We start from the raw sequence: 17269 nt of genomic DNA on the forward strand, positions 1-17269 counted from the left end.
GCCCCCAGCCTGCCCACTCGGCCGGGGGCACTCCCTCCCGTTCCCCCGCCGCCCGGCGCGGCTACGCCCGGAACAGGTTCGCCGGGTCGTACGCCGCCTTGGCCTCGGCCAGCAGCCCGTACGCATCCCGCCCGTACGCGTCGGCCGCCTTGTCACCGTGATCACCGAACAGGAAGTTGACGCTGCGGCCGACCGCACGCGACGCCAACACCGCCCGCACCTCCTCGTGCAGGGCCCGTACGGACCCGATGTCCGTGCCGTCCAGCGGCGACAGCAGGCGCAGCAGGTACCGCGCGTCCCGGTGGCCGACGGAGCCGCCGCCCGTGGCGAGCGCCCCGCCGAGGTGGTTGAGCTGCACCACGGTCATCAGCGGGGCGCCCGGCCCGGTCAGCGCGGCCACCTCGCGCAGCGCCGCCGCGTCCAGGCCGCTGAGCAGGACGCTGTCACCGTCGTAGGCGTGCGGTGTCTCCGGGTCCTGGTGGATGGTGCGCGACTCGGTGTATGGCATGTCGTGCAGCGTGTCGGCCACCCGCGGCCCGACCGCGCGCAGCGGCGCGACCAGCCGCTCCCCCTCCTCCGCCGTCCCCGTGTACGCGATCCGGATCTGCGCGAGGTAGCGCCCGCGCAGGTGGCCGGGCATCGCCGGGATGTCCGGGTACGCGATCAGTCCGACCGACGAGGTCAGCGTGTCCGGCAGGCCCTCGGTCCAGGTCAGGTACGCGGCCAGCGCCTCGTCCATCAGGTCGGCGCCGAAGACCAGTTGGCCGCCGTACACCCGCTCCACCGGCACCAGCCCGAACTCCAGGCCGGTCACCACGCCCAGGCCGTGGCCGCCGCCGAGCAGCGCCCGGAACAGCCCGGCGTCGTGCTCCGGCGTGACGCGGCGCAACTCGCCGTCGGCGGTGACCAGTTCCACCAGCCGGACACGGTCCGACGCGTAGCCGAACTCCCGGCCCAGGATGCCCAGCCCGCCGCCGAGCGTGTAGCCCACGACCCCCACGCCGGGCGACGACCCGTTCACCGGCGCCAGTCCGTACGGCGCGGCCTCCTCGATCACGTCGGCCCACAGCGCGCCTGCCCCGGCCCACGCGGTGTGGGCCGCCGCGTCGACGCGCACCTCGTCCATCCGGCGCGTGCTGATCAGCAACCCGCCGTCGGTGGCCGCCGCCAGGCCGTGCCCGGTCGACTGCACGGAGACCGGCAGCCCGCGGGCGCGGGCCCAGCGCACCGCCGCCACGACGTCGGCCGCCCCCGCCGCGCCGACGATCACCGACGGCCGGTGCCGGTGCCCGGTCTGGAAGCCGGAGCGCTCCGCGTCGTAACCCTCGTCACCGGGGACGAGGACGATGCCGGCGATCTGGGCCGCCAGGTCGGCGGAGGAGGTGGGGGCGAGGGCGGGGGCGGCCGGCTCGGCGGGGACGGCGGAGACGGCGGCGGAAACTGCGGGAACGGTGCGGTACGAGGTGTCCATGGCCGGGACTCTGCCGCCATAACCTGACACCGTCCGTCAACTTTTCCGTCCCGTCATTTCCCGGCTCGTCGTCTCCGTCCCACCATCCGGAAGACTGGCCACGTGAAGTCCGACCGCCTCCTCTCGATCCTCCTGCTCCTCCAGACCCGCGGCCGGGTGCCCGCCGCCGAGCTGGCCGGCCGGCTGGAGGTGTCCGTACGGACGATCTACCGCGACGTCGAGTCGCTGTCGGCGGCGGGCGTGCCGGTGTACGCGGAGCGGGGGCGGCACGGCGGGATCGCGCTGCTGCCCGGGTTCCGTACGGATGTGACGGGGCTGACCACCGACGAGGCGCGGGCCCTGTTCGTGCTGGCCGCCGAGGGGGCGCACCACGCGCTCGGGCTGGACGGCGCGCTCGGGTCGGCGCTGCGCAAGGTGATGGCCGCGCTGCCCGCGCCGCACCGGCCCGCCGCCGAGCTGACCAGCCGCCGCATCCTGGTCGACCCCGGCCGCTGGCTGTCGGGGCCGCGGCCGGCCGTGGACCTGGACGCCCTGCACACCGCGGTCTTCGCCGACCGGCGGCTGCGCCTGCGGTACCGGCACGGCGGCGAGGCCGAGCCGCGTACGTACACCGTCGATCCGTACGGGCTCGTCTCCAAGGCCGGGACCTGGTACCTCGTCGCGGACCGGCGGCGGCGCGCCCGGCTGTTCCGGGCCGACCGGGTAGTCGCGGCCACGGTGCTCGACACGCCCGTCCAGCGCCGCGACGGCGTGGAACTGGCCGACGCGTGGGAAGCGCTGCGGCGGCAGGTGGAGACCCGGCCGGCGGGGCTGCGGGTGACGGCCCGGGTGCTCCGGTCCCGTCTGGACCTGTTCGTCCGCATCATCGGGTCGGCGCTGGTGGAGCCGCCGGAGGACACCGAGGGGACCTGGGTGACGGTCGAACTGGCATTTCAGGAGCTGCGCGCGGTGCGCCAGCTGCTCCAGTTCGCGGCGTCGCTGGAGGTGCTGGGGCCGCCGGAGGCCCGCGAGGAGCTGGCGCGGGCCGCCGCCTCGGTCACCGCCCTGTACACGGACGCGCCCCGAACGGCGGCGTCCGTTCCGTCTCACCCGGTGGACCCTGGTCCTGAACCCGGCCCGTGACGGATTACGCTTCGCCCGTGGCTGATATCCAGATTCCCGCTGACATCAAGCCCGCCGACGGTCGCTTCGGCGCGGGCCCCTCCAAGGTGCGTACGGAGGCGCTCGACGCCCTCGCCGCCACCGGAAGTTCCCTTCTCGGTACGTCCCACCGCCAGGCACCGGTCAAGAACCTGGTCGGCGCGGTCCGCGACGGCGTACGTGAGCTGTTCCAGCTCCCCGAGGGCTACGAGGTCGTCCTCGGAAACGGTGGTTCCACCGCGTTCTGGGACATCGCGACCCACGGCCTGATCGAGAACAAGTCCCAGCACCTGACCTTCGGCGAGTTCTCCTCCAAGTTCGCCAAGGCCGCCAAGCTGGCGCCGTGGCTGGCCGAGCCCACGACGGTCGCCGCCGACCCGGGCAGCCACCCGGAGCCGAAGGCGGAGGAAGGCGTGGACGTCTACGCCCTCACCCACAACGAGACCTCCACCGGTGTCGCCGCCCCCATCCAGCGCGTGGCGGGCGCGGACGCCGGCTCCCTGGTGCTGGTGGACGCCACCTCCGGCGCGGGCGGCCTGCCCGTGGACATCGCGCAGACCGATGTCTACTACTTCGCGCCGCAGAAGTCCTTCGCCTCCGACGGCGGCCTGTGGATCGGCGTCTTCTCCCCCGCCGCCCTGGAGCGCGCCCGGAGCATCCACGCCTCCGGCCGGCACATTCCGGAGTTCTTCTCGCTGCCGACGGCGATCGACAACTCGCTGAAGAACCAGACGTACAACACCCCGTCCCTGTCCACCCTCTTCCTGCTCAACGAGCAGCTGGAGTGGATCAACGGCCAGGGCGGCCTGGACTGGGCGGTGCGGCGCACCGCGGCCTCCTCGCGCACGCTGTACGGCTGGGCCGAGGACTCCAAGTACGCGACGCCGTTCGTCACCGACCCGGCCAAGCGCTCCCAGGTCATCGGCACCATCGACTTCGACGACGAGATCGACGCGGCCGCCGTCGCCAAGGCGCTGCGCGCCAACGGCATCGTCGACACCGAGCCGTACCGCAAGCTGGGCCGCAACCAGCTGCGGGTGGCGATGTTCCCGGCGATCGACCCGGCGGACGTCGAGGCGCTGACCGCCTGCATCGACCACGTGATCGGCAAGCTGTAGGGACCACGCTCTGCGTGACCGGGCCCCGGCGGGACGAACCCGCCGGGGCCCGGCCGTCGTTCAGCGGCTGAGGCGCTGGAAGCGGCGTACCGCCAGCGGCAGGAAGACCGCGGTCAGTACGAGCGGCCAGACGGCCGCCATCAGCAGGGCGTGCTCCTCGATCCAGCTGCCGCCGCTCGCGCCCGGGCGCCCGAACAGCTCACGGACGGCGTTCGCCGTCGAGGAGACCGGGTTCCACATCGCGATCGCGCCCAGCCAGTCCGGCATCATCGACGGCGGCGTGAAGACGCTGGAGATCATGCCGAACGGGAAGGCCAGCGCGAACAGCCCGCCCGCCGCTTCCTGGTTGGGTACCAGCAGCCCCAGCAGCACCCCCACCCAGATGAGCGCGAAGCGCAGGTGGAGCAGCAGGGCGAAAGCGGCCACGGTGGCGAGCGCACCGCCGTCCGAACGCCAGCCGACGACGACGGCGATCGCCGCCAGTACCGCGAGGCCCAGCGCCGCGCCGCACACGTCCGCCACACCCCGGCCGCTGACCACCGCCGAACGCGCCATCGGCATCGAACGGAACCGGTCGGTGACACCCCGGTCCTTGTCCACCGCGACCAGCATCGCGGTGTTCATGAAGCCGAAGGCCATCGTCATGGCGAACATGCCGGGCATGGCGTAGTCCCGGTAGGAGCCCTCGCCGCCGACGTCCATCGCACTGCCGAAGACATAGACGAAGAGCAGGACGGAGACGATCGGGAAGCCCAGCTGCCAGGCGATGTTGACCGGCTGCTTGACGAGGTGGGTGAGGTCACGGCGGACGATGGTCCAGCAGTCGGCGAAGGCCCAGTACAGGCGCCGCTCTCCGGGCGGCGCGGGGGTGCCGGCGGTGTGGGTGCTCATACGGCGGCCTCCGTCCGGTGTGCGGCGCCGGCGGAAGGGGTACGCGGGCCGTCCCCTGTGCGGCCCGCGTCCCCTTCCCCGTCCGTGCCCCCTTCCCCGTCCGTACCGTCGCTCCCGGCCCCGTCCGCCGTACGGTGGCCCGTCAGCCGCAGGAACACCTCGTCCAGCGTCGGCCGCCGCAGCCCGATGTCCGCCACGCCCACCCCAGCGTCCTGGAGCGCCCGCGCCACCTCGGTGAGCGCCGCCACGCCGTCCGTCACCGGCGCGCCGACCCGCCGTTCCGCCACGTCCGTGTCCGGCACGGCACCGTCCGCGGCCACCCGTGCCACGATCGCCGCCGCCCGCGGCAGCTCCACGGCGTCGCGCAGCACCACCTGGACGCGGTCGCCACCGATGCCCTGCTTGAGCCCGTCCGGCGTATCGTCCGCGATGGTCCGGCCGTGGTCGATGACCGCGATCCGGTCGGCGAGCTGGTCGGCCTCGTCGAGGTACTGCGTGGTGAGCAGGACGGTCGTACCGCCCGTGACCAGGTCCCGTACGGTCTCCCAGACCTCGTTGCGGCTGCGCGGGTCGAGTCCGGTGGTCGGCTCGTCCAGGAACAGCACCTCGGGCGCGAGCAGCACGCTGGACGCCAGGTCCAGGCGCCGCCGCAGGCCGCCGCTGTAGGCCTTGACCTGCTTGCCGGCCGCGTCGGACAGGCCGAAGCGCGCCAGCAGTTCGTCGGCGCGGGTCCGCGCCCGCCGTCCGTCGAGGTGGAAGAGCCGGCCGAACATCTCCAGGTTCTGCCGCCCGGTCAGGATCTCGTCGACGGCGGCGTACTGCCCGGCCAGGCCGATCCGCTTGCGTACGGCGTGCGGCTCGCGCGCCACGTCGTGTCCGGCGACCGTCGCCCGTCCGCCGTCCAGGCGCAGCAGCGTCGCCAGGATGCGTACGGCGGTGGTCTTGCCCGCGCCGTTGGGGCCGAGCAGGCCCTGTACGCTGCCGCGCCGTACGGCGAGGTCGAAGCCGTCGAGCGCCCGCTTGTCCCCGTACCGCTTCGCCAGGCCCTCCGCCAGGACCGCCGCCTCGGATGTGCGCATGTGTCCCCCGTCCTTCCCGCCATTAATAGAGTACGACGTACCCAGTTACCCGTACACCGTACTCGGTTTGGCGTACACCGCACCCAGTTTTTTCGCGGCGGCTTACACTGAGCGCACCATGACGACAGAACACAGCGGCAGCGGCGACGCGGCACGCAGCATGGAGCTGCTCTGGGGCACCGGCGAACGGCCCAGCCGCGGACCCAAGCCCGGCCTGACCCTCGACCGGATCGTCACCGCGGCGGTCACGGTCGCCGACGCCGAGGGCATCGCCGCCGTCTCGATGCGCCGGGTCGCCACCGAACTGGGCGTCGGCACCATGTCCCTCTACCGCTACATCCCGGGCAAGGGCGAGCTGCTGGACCTGATGCTCGACAAGATCGTCGAATTCGACCCCACGGACTTCCCCGGCCCCGAAGCCGGCTGGCGCACCGTCCTGGAAACCGTCGCGCGCGCCAACTGGCAGCTCCACCACCGCCACCCCTGGCTGCTCCAGATCGACCAGACGCGCCCGCTGCTCGGCCCCAACTCCCTGGACGGCCTGGAGTCCACCCTGCGCGGGCTGTCCGGCCTCGACCTCCCCGACCGGGAGAAGATCCGGATGCTGATGACCGTGGAGGGCTACGTGGCGGGCGCCGCCCGCACCCGCCTGAACTCGGCGATGGCCGAGAAGCGCACCGGCATCAGCGACGACGCGTGGTGGAAGACGCAGGAACCCGTACTGACGCGGGCGATGGAGAGCGGCCGCTACCCCTACCTCGCCCAGCTGTCCGAGGACACCTTCGCCGCCGACACGGACGACGACACCGGCGACGCGGCGTTCGAACTGGGCCTGGGACGCCTGCTCGACGGCTTCGCCGCGTACATCGAGAAGCGCGGCTGACGAGGACGGCGCCCGCCGGAGAGCGGGCGCCCGGCAGGCTCACTTGCGTCGGAACACCCGCCGCAGCGCCAGCACCACCACCGCCCCCACGCCGAACGTCGCCGCCGCCAGCAGCATGTTGTTGTTCTTGCCTGCCTCGTCCCGGCCCCCGCCGGCCGCGTCCCCCTTGCCGGAGCCCGCGTCGCCGTCCTTCCCGTCGGAACCCTTCGCCGACTCCGGCAGCTGGTCCCCGCTGAGGCCCACCGGCTGTACGCGGCTGGCCCTGCCCTCCGAGCCGAACAGCAGTGTCCGGCCGTCGGGGGTGAAGGTCACCGACTCGCCCTGCATCTGCAGCGGTACGCCCACGCTTCCGATGTCCTTGGGGCGTCCGCCCTCCCAGCGGTACATCTCCGCGCCGAAGTAGCCGCGCAGCAACAGCCGGGTGCCGTCCGGCGAGAACGCGCCGTCCGTCACCCACTGGTCGATGTCCGCGATCCGGCGGAAGGTGTTGGTGCCGCGCGCCGCCAGCCGTTCGGGGCCCTCGTACAGGGCCGCGCCGCCGCTCTTCTTCTTGCTGGCGATGTAGACCCGGCCGGTCTTGGGGTGCACCATCATCGCCTCGGCGTCGCGCGGGCCCTGGTCGTACCCGACCGTGAGCTGAGCCGCGGTGACGGTCTGGTCGCGCAGCTGCTTCGGCTCGGGGAAGCGGTAGATCCATACGTGGTTCCAGGTGCCGCCGAGGTTGTCGCCGATGTCACCGACGTAGACGTTGCCGTCCGGGCCGACCGAGATCGCCTCCACGTCGCGCGGGTCGCCGATGCCGCGCAGGGTGACGGTCGCGACGGTGCGGCCGGTGCGGCCGTCCACGGCGTAGACGTACGGGCCGTCGTCGCTGTCGTTGTGGGTCCAGTAGACGCCGGGGTGCGCCCGGCTGGCCGCCAGGCCGCTGGACTCCTTGATCCGCGGGTCGGCGATGGTGAACCCCTCGTCGCCTGCCCCGCCGTCGGCCGATGCCGGTCCGGCCGCCGCGAACAGCAGTATTCCCGCGGCCCCGGCCGCGCACAGTAGCGAACGCATGGGCACAGCCTCCCATTTCGGAAACGTGTCGGTGTGGCCCGGCCTCTTATCGGGGGCCGCGCCCGCCGGGCACCGGCCCGCCCCGCCCGACGGCCCCGCCGCCCGGCTCCATAGGATCTCCGCATGACCACCCCGACAGCGCACTCCGGCGCGCCCGGGCCGGGCGGCCGGGAGGTCGTATGCGTGTGATGTTCGTCGGTGACTCGATGACGATCGGCAGCGCCGGTGACTTCACATGGCGCTACCGGATGTGGCAGCACCTGAACCGGACCTACGGCGGCCCCTACCGCATCGTCGGACCGCGTACCGAGCTGCACGACGTGACCGCCGACTCGGCGGTCTCGCACGCCTACCGCGATCCGGACTTCCCCGAGCGCGCCCGGCGCCACCTGGCCGGGTGGGGCGAGGGCTGGTGCCACATGGCGCCGCTGATCGGCGACGCGGTGCGCAAGCACAAGGCCGACACGCTGCTGGTCTCGCTCGGGCTGATAGACCTCGGCTTCTACACGGACGCGGCGCAGACCGCCGCGAACGTCCACCGCTTCGTCGCGGAGGCGCGGGCCGCCGACGCGGGCGTACGGGCCGTGCTGCTGCCGGTCATCCCGAACACCCGCGCCCTGTCCGACGCCCCCTTCGCCGCCGAGTGCGAGCGCTTCAACGAACTGCTGGCCAAGGCGGTCGCCGAGCTGTCGACCCCCTCCTCGCCGCTGCTGCTGGCCTCCCACCCGGACGGTTACGACCTGCACCGGGACACCTACGACGGGACGCACCCCTCCGCCTCGGGTGAGCACCTGCTCGCGGCGGCCTTCGCGGACGCCCTGCACCAGGCGTGGGACGTGGGTGCCCGCTACGCGCCCGCGGACGCCTGAGGTGTCGCCAAGGGCGGCCCGCCTGGCGCTGCGTACTCCTTGATTCGAGCGCACTCCAAGGCGTTGGCTAAGGCCCCATGGAGTACACGCAGCTCGGACGCACCGGACTCAAGGTCAGCCGACTCGTCCTCGGCACCATGAACTTCGGCCCCCAGACGGACGAAGCCGACAGCCACGCCATCATGGACGCCGCGCTCGCCGCGGGCGTCAACTTCTTCGACACCGCCAACGTCTACGGATGGGGCGACAACAAGGGCCGCACCGAGGAGATCGTCGGCTCCTGGTTCGCCCAGGGCGGCGGCCGCCGCGACAAGACCGTGCTCGCCACGAAGGTCTACGGCAACATGGGCGGCGACGGCGGGCAGGTCTGGCCCAACCACGACCGCCTCTCCGCGCTGAACATCCGGCGGGCGGTGGACGCCAGCCTCAAGCGGCTGAACACCGATTACATCGACCTCTACCAGTTCCACCACGTGGACCGGCACACGCCGTGGGACGAGATATGGCAGGCCATCGACGTCCTGGTGCAGCAGGGCAAGATCCTGTACGCCGGGTCGTCCAACCACGCCGGCTGGCACATCGCGCAGGCCAACGAGGCCGCCGCGCGCCGCGGCTCGCTCGGCCTGGTCAGCGAGCAGTGCCTGTACAACCTCGCGGAGCGCCGCGCCGAGATGGAGGTGATCCCGGCGGCGCAGTCCTACGGCCTCGGCGTCATCCCGTGGTCGCCGCTGCACGGCGGCCTGCTCGGCGGCGCCGTACGCAAGGAACGCGAGGGCGGCGGCGGAGCCCGCACGAACGGGGGCCGCTCGGCCGGCGCGCTGGCGAACTCCGCGATCCGCGCGCAGATCGAATCCTACGAAGCCCTGCTCGACAAGCACGGGCTGCAGCCCGGCGAGGTCGCGCTGGCCTGGCTGCTCACCCGGCCCGGTGTGACGGGGCCGATAGTCGGTCCGCGTACCACCGAGCAGCTCGACAGCGCGCTGCGCGCCGTCGAGCTGGAGCTGCCGTCCGGGCTGCTGGAGTCGCTGGACGAGATCTTCCCCGGCACCGGGCCGTCGCCGGAGGCGTTCGCCTGGTGAGGTGAGGTGAGCCGCCGCGGGGGCGTGGGGCCGTCCGGCGTGCTCAGCGCAGGGCGGCCGCCACGATCACGACGACGAGCAGCACGGCGAACAGGCCGGACATGATCCGGTTACGGGTTTTGGGGTCCACCCTTCGAGCGTAACCGGACCGCTCACCTGCCCAGCGGCCAGGCCGCCACCGTCTCGTACCGGGGCTGCTCGCCCGCCGCCCCGGAGACCGGCAGGCGGCTGCGTACGAGGGCCAGCTCCCGTACCGTCCACGCGCCGCCCGCGAAGTCCGCCAGACCCTCGACGAACGGGTCGATGTCGAGGGCTTCCGCGCGGTTGCGCGCGACGGTCAGGTGCGGGGTGTACGGGCGGTGGCCGGACATCTCCACCCCGGCCCGGCGGGCGGCCGCGGTGGCCGAGTCCGCCAGCTTGCGCAGGGCGGGCAGGCCGCCGTCGGCCCCGGCCCACACCACCCGGTCGGCGAAGCGCCCGCCGCCCTTGAGGGCGAGCGGGAACGGTTCGTGCCGCCGTGCGGCCCGCGCCAGCCGTTCGTGCAGCTCGGGGAGGGTGGCGTCGGGCACCTCGCCGTAGAACGCGAGGGTGAAGTGCCAGCCGGGCCGCCCGGTCCAGCGCAGCCGGCCTGCGTCGGGCAGCGCCCGCAACCGGCGTACCCGGGCGTCGAGTTCGTCGACGGCGGCCTCGGGCGGCAGTACGGCGGCGAAGAGTCTCATGCGGTCAGTGTCGCGCACGGGGTGACGGGCGGGGCCGGGGCCGCGGTGCGCTCGCGTCCCCGGCCCCGGCCGCCGTGCACCTGCCTCAGGCCGCCGCGGCCAGCCGCTCCGGTTCGCCGTCCCGCTCGCGCGGCACGAACCGTACGTGCTGGTGCCCGCGCCGCAGGTCGATCCGGACCCGCAGGCCGCCCGCACGGGTCAGCATCAGGCCGACGCCGGCCGCCGCCAGGGCGGAGACCACACCGCCCGCGAGGAAGCCGAGCCGGGCGCCGTACGCGTCGGTGACCCAGCCGACCAGGGGCGCGCCCAGCGGCGTACCGCCCATGAAGACCATCATGAACAGGCTCATCACCCGCCCGCGCATCAGCGGGTCGGTCGCCATCTGCACGCTGGAGTTGGCCGTGACGTTGATCGTCAGACCGACGACGCCGAGGACGACCAGCAGCGCCCCGAAGATCCAGACGCCCGGGGAGAGGGCCGCGGCCATCTCCAGGGCGCCGAACAGCAGCGCCGCGCCCACCAGCAGCCGCAGCCGCGAGGTGCCGCGCCGGGCCGCGAGCAGCGCGCCCGCCAGCGAACCGGCCGCCATCAGGCCGTTGAACCAGGCGTACATGCCGGCGGCGCCGTGGAAGACCTTGTCGGCGAAGGCAGTCAGCCAGATCGGGAAGTTGAAGCCGAAGGTGCCGATGAAGCCGACCAGGACGATCGGCCAGATCAGCTCGGGGTGACCCGCGACGTAGCGCACGCCCTCCCGGAGCTGGCCCTTGCCGCGCGGGGCACGGTCGACCTTGTGCAGCTCACCGGTGCGCATCAGCAGCAGTCCGGCGAGCGGCGCGATGAAGGACAGGCCGTTCAGGAGGAAGGCCCAGCCGCTGCCGAGGGAGGTGATCAGCGCACCGGCCACGGCGGGGCCGATGAGCCGGGCGGACTGGAAGTTGGCGGAGTTCAGGCTGACGGCGTTGCGCAGGTCGTCCGGGCCGACCATCTCGACCACGAACGCCTGCCGGGCCGGGTTGTCGACGACGGTGATCAGGCCGAGTACGAAGGCCATCAGGTAGACGTGCCAGACGGCGACGTTCCCGCTGAGGGTCAGTACGGCCAGCACCAGGCCGGTCAGGCCCATCGACGCCTGGGTGACCAGCAGCAGCTTGCGCTTGGAGACCCGGTCGGCGATCACGCCCCCGTACAGCCCGAAGAGCAGCATGGGCAGGAACTGGAGGGCGGTGGTGATGCCGACGGCGGCGGACGAGCCGGTGATGCTGACGACCAGCCAGTCCTGGGCGATGCGCTGCATCCAGGTGCCGGTGTTGGAGACGACCTGGCCGGCGGCGAACAGTCGGTAGTTTCGGACGCGCAGCGAACGGAACATCCCCCCGCGCGATTCGGCGGCGGTGCCCTTGGAGCCTGTGGGGGGCGCGGTCGCGGCGTCGGTGACGGTGGAGTCGTCGGATATCGGTGCGGGGGCGGAGTCTGCTCCGGATCCCGTACTCAAAGTGGGTTCGCCTCCTCGGCGCTCGGTCTCTACAGCTGGGCGAGCTTCTCCAGTACGGGTGCGGCGGTCCGCAGTGCGGCCCACTCGTCCTCGTCCAGCCCGGAGGCCAGCTCACTCAGCCACGCGTTGCGTTTGCGGCGGCTCTCTTCGAGCATCGCCTCGGCCTGTTCGGTCTGGGTGACGACCTTCTGGCGGCGGTCGTCCGGGTGCGGTTCGAGCCGGACCAGGCCCTTGGCCTCCAGCATCGCGACGATGCGGGTCATCGACGGCGGCTGGACGTGCTCCTTGCGCGCCAGCTCGCCGGGGGTGGCGTGGCCGCACCGGGCGAGGGTGCCGAGCACCGACATCTCGGTGGGGCTGAGCGACTCGTCGACCCGCTGGTGCTTGAGTCGGCGGGACAGCCGCATCACGGCGGACCGCAGAGCGTTCACGGCGGCGGCGTCGGCGGCAGCTTCGTCGCCAAGGGACAGTTCCGGCATGTTCGTTAGCATAACTCATTACCCTCTCTAATGAAAGCCCGTACATCCGCAACCATCCGCATCACCCTTACGAGTGAGGACGCAGCGGAAAGTGACCCGCCTGACCAGGGCGTGAGAGGACCGTGGCGGTATGGGATCGGGAGTGCTCAGCCTGCGTATGGACGGGGAACTGCTGGAGCGCCTTCGGCAGCACGCCGCGAAACGCGGAATGAGCGTCCAGGACTATGTGACCCGGACGCTCATCCGTGAAGACTTCGACGAACGATTCAAGATGTCGGTGGACCGGACGGAGCGGTTCTACGCGGCGCCGCCGCTCTGAACCGCCCCGCCGACGGGGCGCCTCCTAGTGAACGCCCAGCACCTGCTCGATCGGATTGAGCAGGAAGTAGACGAGGAAGGCCACCCCCACGACGTTCAGCAGCCACGGGATCTCCTTGAAGCGGCCGGTCGCCGACCGCAGCAGGATGAAGGCCAGCACGCCCATGCCGATGCCGTTGGTGATGCTGTAGGTGAACGGCATCGAGATGATCGTCAGGAACGCCGGGATCGCGACCGTGAAGTCGCCCCAGTCGATGTCCCGGACGTTCGCGGCCATGATCAGGAAGCCGACGACCAGCAGGGCGGGCGTGGCGGCCTGCGACGGGACGACCGTCGCCAGCGGCGTGAAGATCAGCGCCAGCAGGAAGAGCCCGCCGGTCACCACATTCGCCAGCCCCGTACGGGCCCCCTCGCCGACGCCCGCCGTGGACTCCACGAAGCAGGTGTTGGCGGAGGCCGAGCCGACACCGCCGGCCGCGACCGCGATGCCGTCCACCATCAGGATGCGGCCCATGCCCGGCAGGTTGCCGTTCTCGTCGGTCAGCCCGGCCTCCTCGCCGACGCCGATGATCGTGCCCATCGCGTCGAAGAAGCCGGAGAGCAGCACGGTGAAGACGAAGAGGCAGCCGGTCAGCAGGCCGACCTCCTTGAACCCGCCGAACAGGCTGATCTGCCCGACCAGGCCGAAGTCCGGCGCGCCGACGAGGCTGTCCGGCACGTTCGGGACCGCCAGGCCCCAGCTCGCGTCGGGGATCTCGGCGACGGCGTTGATGACGATCGCGACGACCGCCATCACGACCATGCCGATCAGGATCGCGCCCTTGGTCTTCCGTACGGTCAGCCAGAACATCAGCGCCAGGCCGACCACGAAGACCAGCACCGGCCAGCCCTGGAGCTGGCCGCCCTGGCCGAGCGCGAGCGGCACGGTGGTGTGCGCGGCGTCCGGGTTGCGGGTGACGAAGCCCGCGTCGACCAGGCCCACCAGCGAGATGAACAGACCGATGCCGATCGCGATGGCGCGCCGCAGCCCGTTCGGAATCGCGTCCATGACGCGCTGCCGCAGGCCGGAGGCGACCAGGATCATCAGCATCAGACCGGCGAGCACGACCATGCCCATCGCGTCCGGCCAGCTCATCTTGGGGGCGAGCTGGAGGGAGACGACGGCGTTGATGCCGAGGCCGGCGGCGATGGCGATCGGCACATTGCCGATGACGCCCATCAGGATCGTGGACAGACCGGCCATCAGCGCGGTCGCGGTGACCAGCTGACCGTTGTCCAGCTGGTGTCCGAACTTGTCCTGGCCGGCGCCGAGGATGATCGGGTTCAGCACGACGATGTACGCCATGGCGAAGAAGGTGGCGAGACCGCCGCGCAGCTCACGGGAGACCGACGATCCCCGCTGGGAGATCTTGAAGAACCGGTCGAGACCGTTCTTGGGTGGCTGCGGGCCTGGGCTCTGGACGGCGTCGACCGGCGTGGTGGCCGAGGGGGACATGCGCGGACCTCAGTCGTACGGGCCTGGGAGGGCGTGGGGGCCCCGGATCGGGCCCAGAACACAAACAAACCGGATCAGATTGGAGGATTCAACGAATCAAACCAGTCAGAACCGGATTGGTTCAGTATGAATAAACAAGTCGATGATCGCTATCTCCGCGCGTAGACCCCTGCGGGGAACGGGCCACCGGCCTTCTCCGGCCCGGCCGGACGCACCTGACGCGTACCGCCCTGCCGGGATCGGTACGGTCAGCGGCTGCCCGTAAGCTGGCCCCATGTGGAAGAAGTCCGAACTGCGCGAGGCCCCGGAGCCTCTTGAGGGCCCCGTCGTCGGCACGATCACCGGCGGCACCATCATCTGGTTCGTGCTCTTCCTGGCCCAGCTCCCCTTCTACGGCTGGTTCGCCGACCACGACCGCACCTGGTGGGTATGGACCTGCCTGGCCGGCGGCAGCCTCGGCATCCTCGGCATCTGGTACGTCCGCAAGCGCGACGCCGCCATCAAGCGCGCGGCGGCGGCCGGGCCGGGCGCAGACCGGGCCCCGGCCGACGCGTCCTGACGCGCACGCCGGCAAAACCACCCCATTGGGGACGCACTCCACCCTTCCCCGGTTGACACGGACCCCTCCAACAACTCCCGCCACCTTCCTGTGCGCATCCAGCGGGTGAATCGTCCGATCCGCCCGTAACGTCGAAGGCATGACTGAGCGGGCCAAGACCGAAGTCGAGGAACCCGAGCCCGGCGCCGCGACCGCGAGCGGGACCGCCACCGCGCCGGCCCACCGCGGCCTGAGCGCCGCCGAGGTCGCCGAGCGGGTGGCCAGAGGCGAGGTCAACGACGTCCCCGTACGGTCCTCGCGCTCCACCGCCGACATCGTCCGCTCGAACGTCTTCACCCGCTTCAACGCCATCATCGGCGTGCTCTTCGTGATCATCCTGATCGTCGGCCCGATCCAGGACGGCCTGTTCGGCTTCGTCATCGTCGCCAACACCGGCATCGGCATCATCCAGGAGCTGCGCGCCAAGAAGACCCTGGACAGCCTCGCCGTCATAGGCGAGTCCAAGCCGACCGTACGGCGCGACGGCGCGGCCACCGAGATCCCCACCTCCGAGGTCGTCCTCGGCGACGTCATCGAACTGGGACCCGGCGACAAGGTCATCGTCGACGGCGAGGTCCTGGAGAGCGACGGCCTGGAGATCGACGAGTCGCTGCTGACCGGCGAGGCCGACCCGGTGGTCAAGAAGCCCGGCGAGAAGATGATGTCCGGCAGCTTCGTGGTCGCCGGCGGCGGCGCGTTCACCGCCACCAAGGTCGGGCGCGAGGCGTACGCCGCCCAGCTCGCCGAGGAGGCGTCCCGCTTCACCCTCGTCCACTCCGAGCTGCGCACCGGCATCAGCCAGATTCTCAAATACGTGACGTGGATGATGGTGCCGACCGCCGTCGGCCTGATCCTCAGCCATCTGTTCACCCTGAACATGGCGGCCGACGAGGCCGTACGCCGCATGATCGCCGGGATCGTCCCCATGATCCCCGAGGGCCTGGTCCTCCTCACCTCCGTCGCCTTCGCGATCGGCGTCATCCGGCTCGGCCACAAGCAGTGCCTGGTCCAGGAGCTGCCCGCGATCGAGGGCCTGGCCCGCGTCGACGTGGTCTGCCTGGACAAGACCGGCACGCTGACCGAGGGCGGCATGGACGTCAGCGACCTGCGCCCGCTGGGCGGTACGGACGAGGGCCACATCAAGCAGATCCTCGGCGCCCTCGGCGCCTCCGACCCCCGCCCCAACGCCTCCCTCCAGGCGATCATCGACGCCTATCCGGCCGGCGACGGCTGGCGGTCCACCGACGCGCTGCCCTTCTCCTCCGCCCGCAAATTCAGCGGCGCGACCCTCGAAGACCCGGACGGCGACAGCACCACCTGGCTGCTCGGCGCCCCCGACGTCCTCCTCCCCTCCGGCGACGACGCGCTCTCCCAGGTCGACGACCTCAACGCCCAGGGTCTGCGCGTCCTCCTGCTCGCCCGCGCCGAACGCGATCTGCACGACTCCGCCACCGCCGACCACGTACGCCCCACCGCCCTCATCGTCCTCGAACAGCGGCTGCGGCCCGACGCGATGGACACCCTGCGGTACTTCGAGGAACAGGGCGTCCAGGCGAAGGTCATCTCCGGCGACAACGCCGTCTCGGTCGGCGCGGTGGCCGGAAAACTGGGCATGCCGGGCGCCGAGTCACCCGTCGACGCCCGCAAACTCCCCACCGACCCGGACGCCATGGGCAAGGTCCTGGAGGACGGCGCGGTGTTCGGCCGCGTCACGCCACAGCAGAAGCGGGACATGGTCGGAGCGCTCCAGAAGCGCGGGCGCATCGTCGCGATGACCGGCGACGGCGTCAACGACGTCCTCGCCCTCAAGGACGCCGACATCGGCGTCTCCATGGGCGCGGGCAGCGAAGCCACCAAGGCCGTCGCACAGATCGTGCTGCTCGACAACAGCTTCGCGACACTGCCGTCCGTCGTCGCCGAAGGCCGCCGGGTGATCGGCAACATCACCCGCGTAGCCACCCTCTTCCTCACCAAAACCGTCTACTCGGTCCTGCTCGCGATCCTCGTCGCCTGCTGCCAGATCCCCTACCCCTACCTGCCGCGGCACCTCACCCTGCTGTCGACCCTCACCATCGGCGTCCCCGCCTTCTTCCTCGCCCTCGCCCCCAACAAGGAACGCGCGAAACCGCACTTCGTCCGGCGCGTCATGCGGTACGCGGTCCCCTCCGGCCTGATCATCGGCCTTGCCGCCTTCGCCACCTATCTCCTGGCCCGCAGCCACTACACCGGCCCCGACGCCCTCTCCGCCGAAACCAGCGCCGCCACCCTGACCCTCTTCCTCAGCGCCATGTGGGTCCTGGCGATCATCGCCCGCCCGTACACGTGGTGGCGCGTCGGCCTGGTCCTGGCCATGGGCCTCGGCTTCCTGATCGTGCTCGTCGTCCCCTGGCTCCAGAACTTCTTCGACCTGAAACTGGTGGGCACGACCATGCCGTGGGCCGCGGTGGGCATCGCCGTCGCGGCGGCGGCACTGCTGGAGATCGCGTGGCGGATCATCGGGCGGCGTTTTCCGGCGTAGCCGGCTTCGCCGGCGGTCTTCACCGGTTACGCGGGGCGGGGCGAGCCGGCCACGGCACCGCAGC

The 17269-nt window shown here is 71.7% G+C and carries 16 protein-coding genes; 8 read left to right on the top strand and 8 right to left on the bottom strand.

The annotated features are described in order from the left end of the window. Positions 1–61: 61 nt before the first annotated feature. Positions 62–1471: an FAD-binding oxidoreductase gene (locus ACZ53K_RS08480; RefSeq protein WP_468832998.1), complete on the bottom strand. Its 1410-nt coding sequence runs from the start codon at positions 1469–1471 to the stop codon at positions 62–64. Between the two features lie 102 nt (positions 1472–1573). On the opposite strand from ACZ53K_RS08480, the gene ACZ53K_RS08485 reads away from it, so the two are divergent. Together ACZ53K_RS08485 and serC are read left to right on the top strand one after the other, a co-directional pair. Next, the gene (locus ACZ53K_RS08485; RefSeq protein WP_468832999.1) at positions 1574–2593 is read left to right on the top strand and encodes a helix-turn-helix transcriptional regulator; all 1020 of its coding nucleotides are present in this window, start codon (positions 1574–1576) and stop codon (positions 2591–2593) included. 17 nt (positions 2594–2610) lie between these two features. Beyond that, positions 2611–3729: a phosphoserine transaminase gene (serC, locus tag ACZ53K_RS08490; protein ID WP_468833000.1), complete on the top strand. Its 1119-nt coding sequence runs from the start codon at positions 2611–2613 to the stop codon at positions 3727–3729. Between the two features lie 60 nt (positions 3730–3789). Here serC and ACZ53K_RS08495 read toward each other — a convergent pair whose 3' ends face one another. Beyond that, the gene (locus ACZ53K_RS08495) at positions 3790–4620 is read right to left on the bottom strand and encodes an ABC transporter permease (RefSeq protein WP_468833002.1); all 831 of its coding nucleotides are present in this window, start codon (positions 4618–4620) and stop codon (positions 3790–3792) included. Next, complete coding sequence (locus ACZ53K_RS08500) at positions 4617–5699, bottom strand: ATP-binding cassette domain-containing protein (protein WP_468833003.1); 1083 nt, start codon at positions 5697–5699, stop codon at positions 4617–4619. Before ACZ53K_RS08500 ends, ACZ53K_RS08495 begins: the two co-directional genes overlap by 4 nt. 118 nt (positions 5700–5817) lie before the next feature. Here ACZ53K_RS08500 and ACZ53K_RS08505 point away from each other — a divergent pair, with 118 nt between their 5' ends. Next, positions 5818–6582 carry a TetR/AcrR family transcriptional regulator gene (locus ACZ53K_RS08505; protein WP_468833004.1) on the top strand — a complete coding sequence of 255 codons (765 nt, stop codon included), beginning with the start codon at positions 5818–5820 and terminating at the stop codon, positions 6580–6582. A gap of 39 nt (positions 6583–6621) precedes the next feature. On the opposite strand, the gene ACZ53K_RS08510 is transcribed toward ACZ53K_RS08505, so the two are convergent. After that, positions 6622–7638: a hypothetical protein gene (locus tag ACZ53K_RS08510; protein WP_468833006.1), complete on the bottom strand. Its 1017-nt coding sequence runs from the start codon at positions 7636–7638 to the stop codon at positions 6622–6624. A 179-nt stretch (positions 7639–7817) separates the two neighbouring features. Between ACZ53K_RS08510 and ACZ53K_RS08515 the strand changes: the two genes are divergently transcribed. Continuing rightward, entirely contained in the window at positions 7818–8507 is a 690-nt protein-coding gene (locus ACZ53K_RS08515) for a GDSL-type esterase/lipase family protein (RefSeq protein ID WP_468833007.1), read from the top strand. Between the two features lie 77 nt (positions 8508–8584). Beyond that, complete coding sequence (locus tag ACZ53K_RS08520) at positions 8585–9586, top strand: aldo/keto reductase (protein WP_468833009.1); 1002 nt, start codon at positions 8585–8587, stop codon at positions 9584–9586. A gap of 152 nt (positions 9587–9738) precedes the next feature. Here the strand turns inward: ACZ53K_RS08520 and thpR are convergent, their stop codons facing one another. The 3 genes from thpR to ACZ53K_RS08535 form a co-directional block, all read right to left on the bottom strand. Next, a complete protein-coding gene (thpR, locus tag ACZ53K_RS08525; RefSeq protein WP_468833010.1) occupies positions 9739–10305 on the bottom strand; it encodes an RNA 2',3'-cyclic phosphodiesterase in 567 nt (188 codons plus the stop codon). A gap of 85 nt (positions 10306–10390) precedes the next feature. Further along, positions 10391–11797: an MFS transporter gene (locus tag ACZ53K_RS08530; protein ID WP_468833011.1), complete on the bottom strand. Its 1407-nt coding sequence runs from the start codon at positions 11795–11797 to the stop codon at positions 10391–10393. A gap of 29 nt (positions 11798–11826) precedes the next feature. Continuing rightward, positions 11827–12276, bottom strand: coding sequence for a MarR family winged helix-turn-helix transcriptional regulator (locus ACZ53K_RS08535; RefSeq protein ID WP_468833013.1), 450 nt, complete (start codon positions 12274–12276; stop codon positions 11827–11829). Between the two features lie 130 nt (positions 12277–12406). Here ACZ53K_RS08535 and ACZ53K_RS08540 point away from each other — a divergent pair, with 130 nt between their 5' ends. After that, positions 12407–12595: a ribbon-helix-helix protein, CopG family gene (locus tag ACZ53K_RS08540; RefSeq protein WP_073759267.1), complete on the top strand. Its 189-nt coding sequence runs from the start codon at positions 12407–12409 to the stop codon at positions 12593–12595. Positions 12596–12619: 24 nt separating this feature from the next. Here the strand turns inward: ACZ53K_RS08540 and ACZ53K_RS08545 are convergent, their stop codons facing one another. Beyond that, positions 12620–14089, bottom strand: a complete 1470-nt coding sequence (locus tag ACZ53K_RS08545) for an NCS2 family permease (RefSeq protein WP_468833014.1) — start codon at positions 14087–14089, stop codon at positions 12620–12622. A 274-nt stretch (positions 14090–14363) separates the two neighbouring features. Here ACZ53K_RS08545 and ACZ53K_RS08550 point away from each other — a divergent pair, with 274 nt between their 5' ends. Together ACZ53K_RS08550 and ACZ53K_RS08555 are read left to right on the top strand one after the other, a co-directional pair. Next, positions 14364–14648, top strand: coding sequence for a DUF2530 domain-containing protein (locus tag ACZ53K_RS08550; protein WP_468833016.1), 285 nt, complete (start codon positions 14364–14366; stop codon positions 14646–14648). Between the two features lie 139 nt (positions 14649–14787). Next, positions 14788–17205, top strand: coding sequence for an HAD-IC family P-type ATPase (locus ACZ53K_RS08555; protein WP_468833017.1), 2418 nt, complete (start codon positions 14788–14790; stop codon positions 17203–17205). Positions 17206–17269: the final 64 nt, after the last annotated feature.

The organism is Streptomyces sp. NPDC033221 (genome assembly GCF_055577005.1).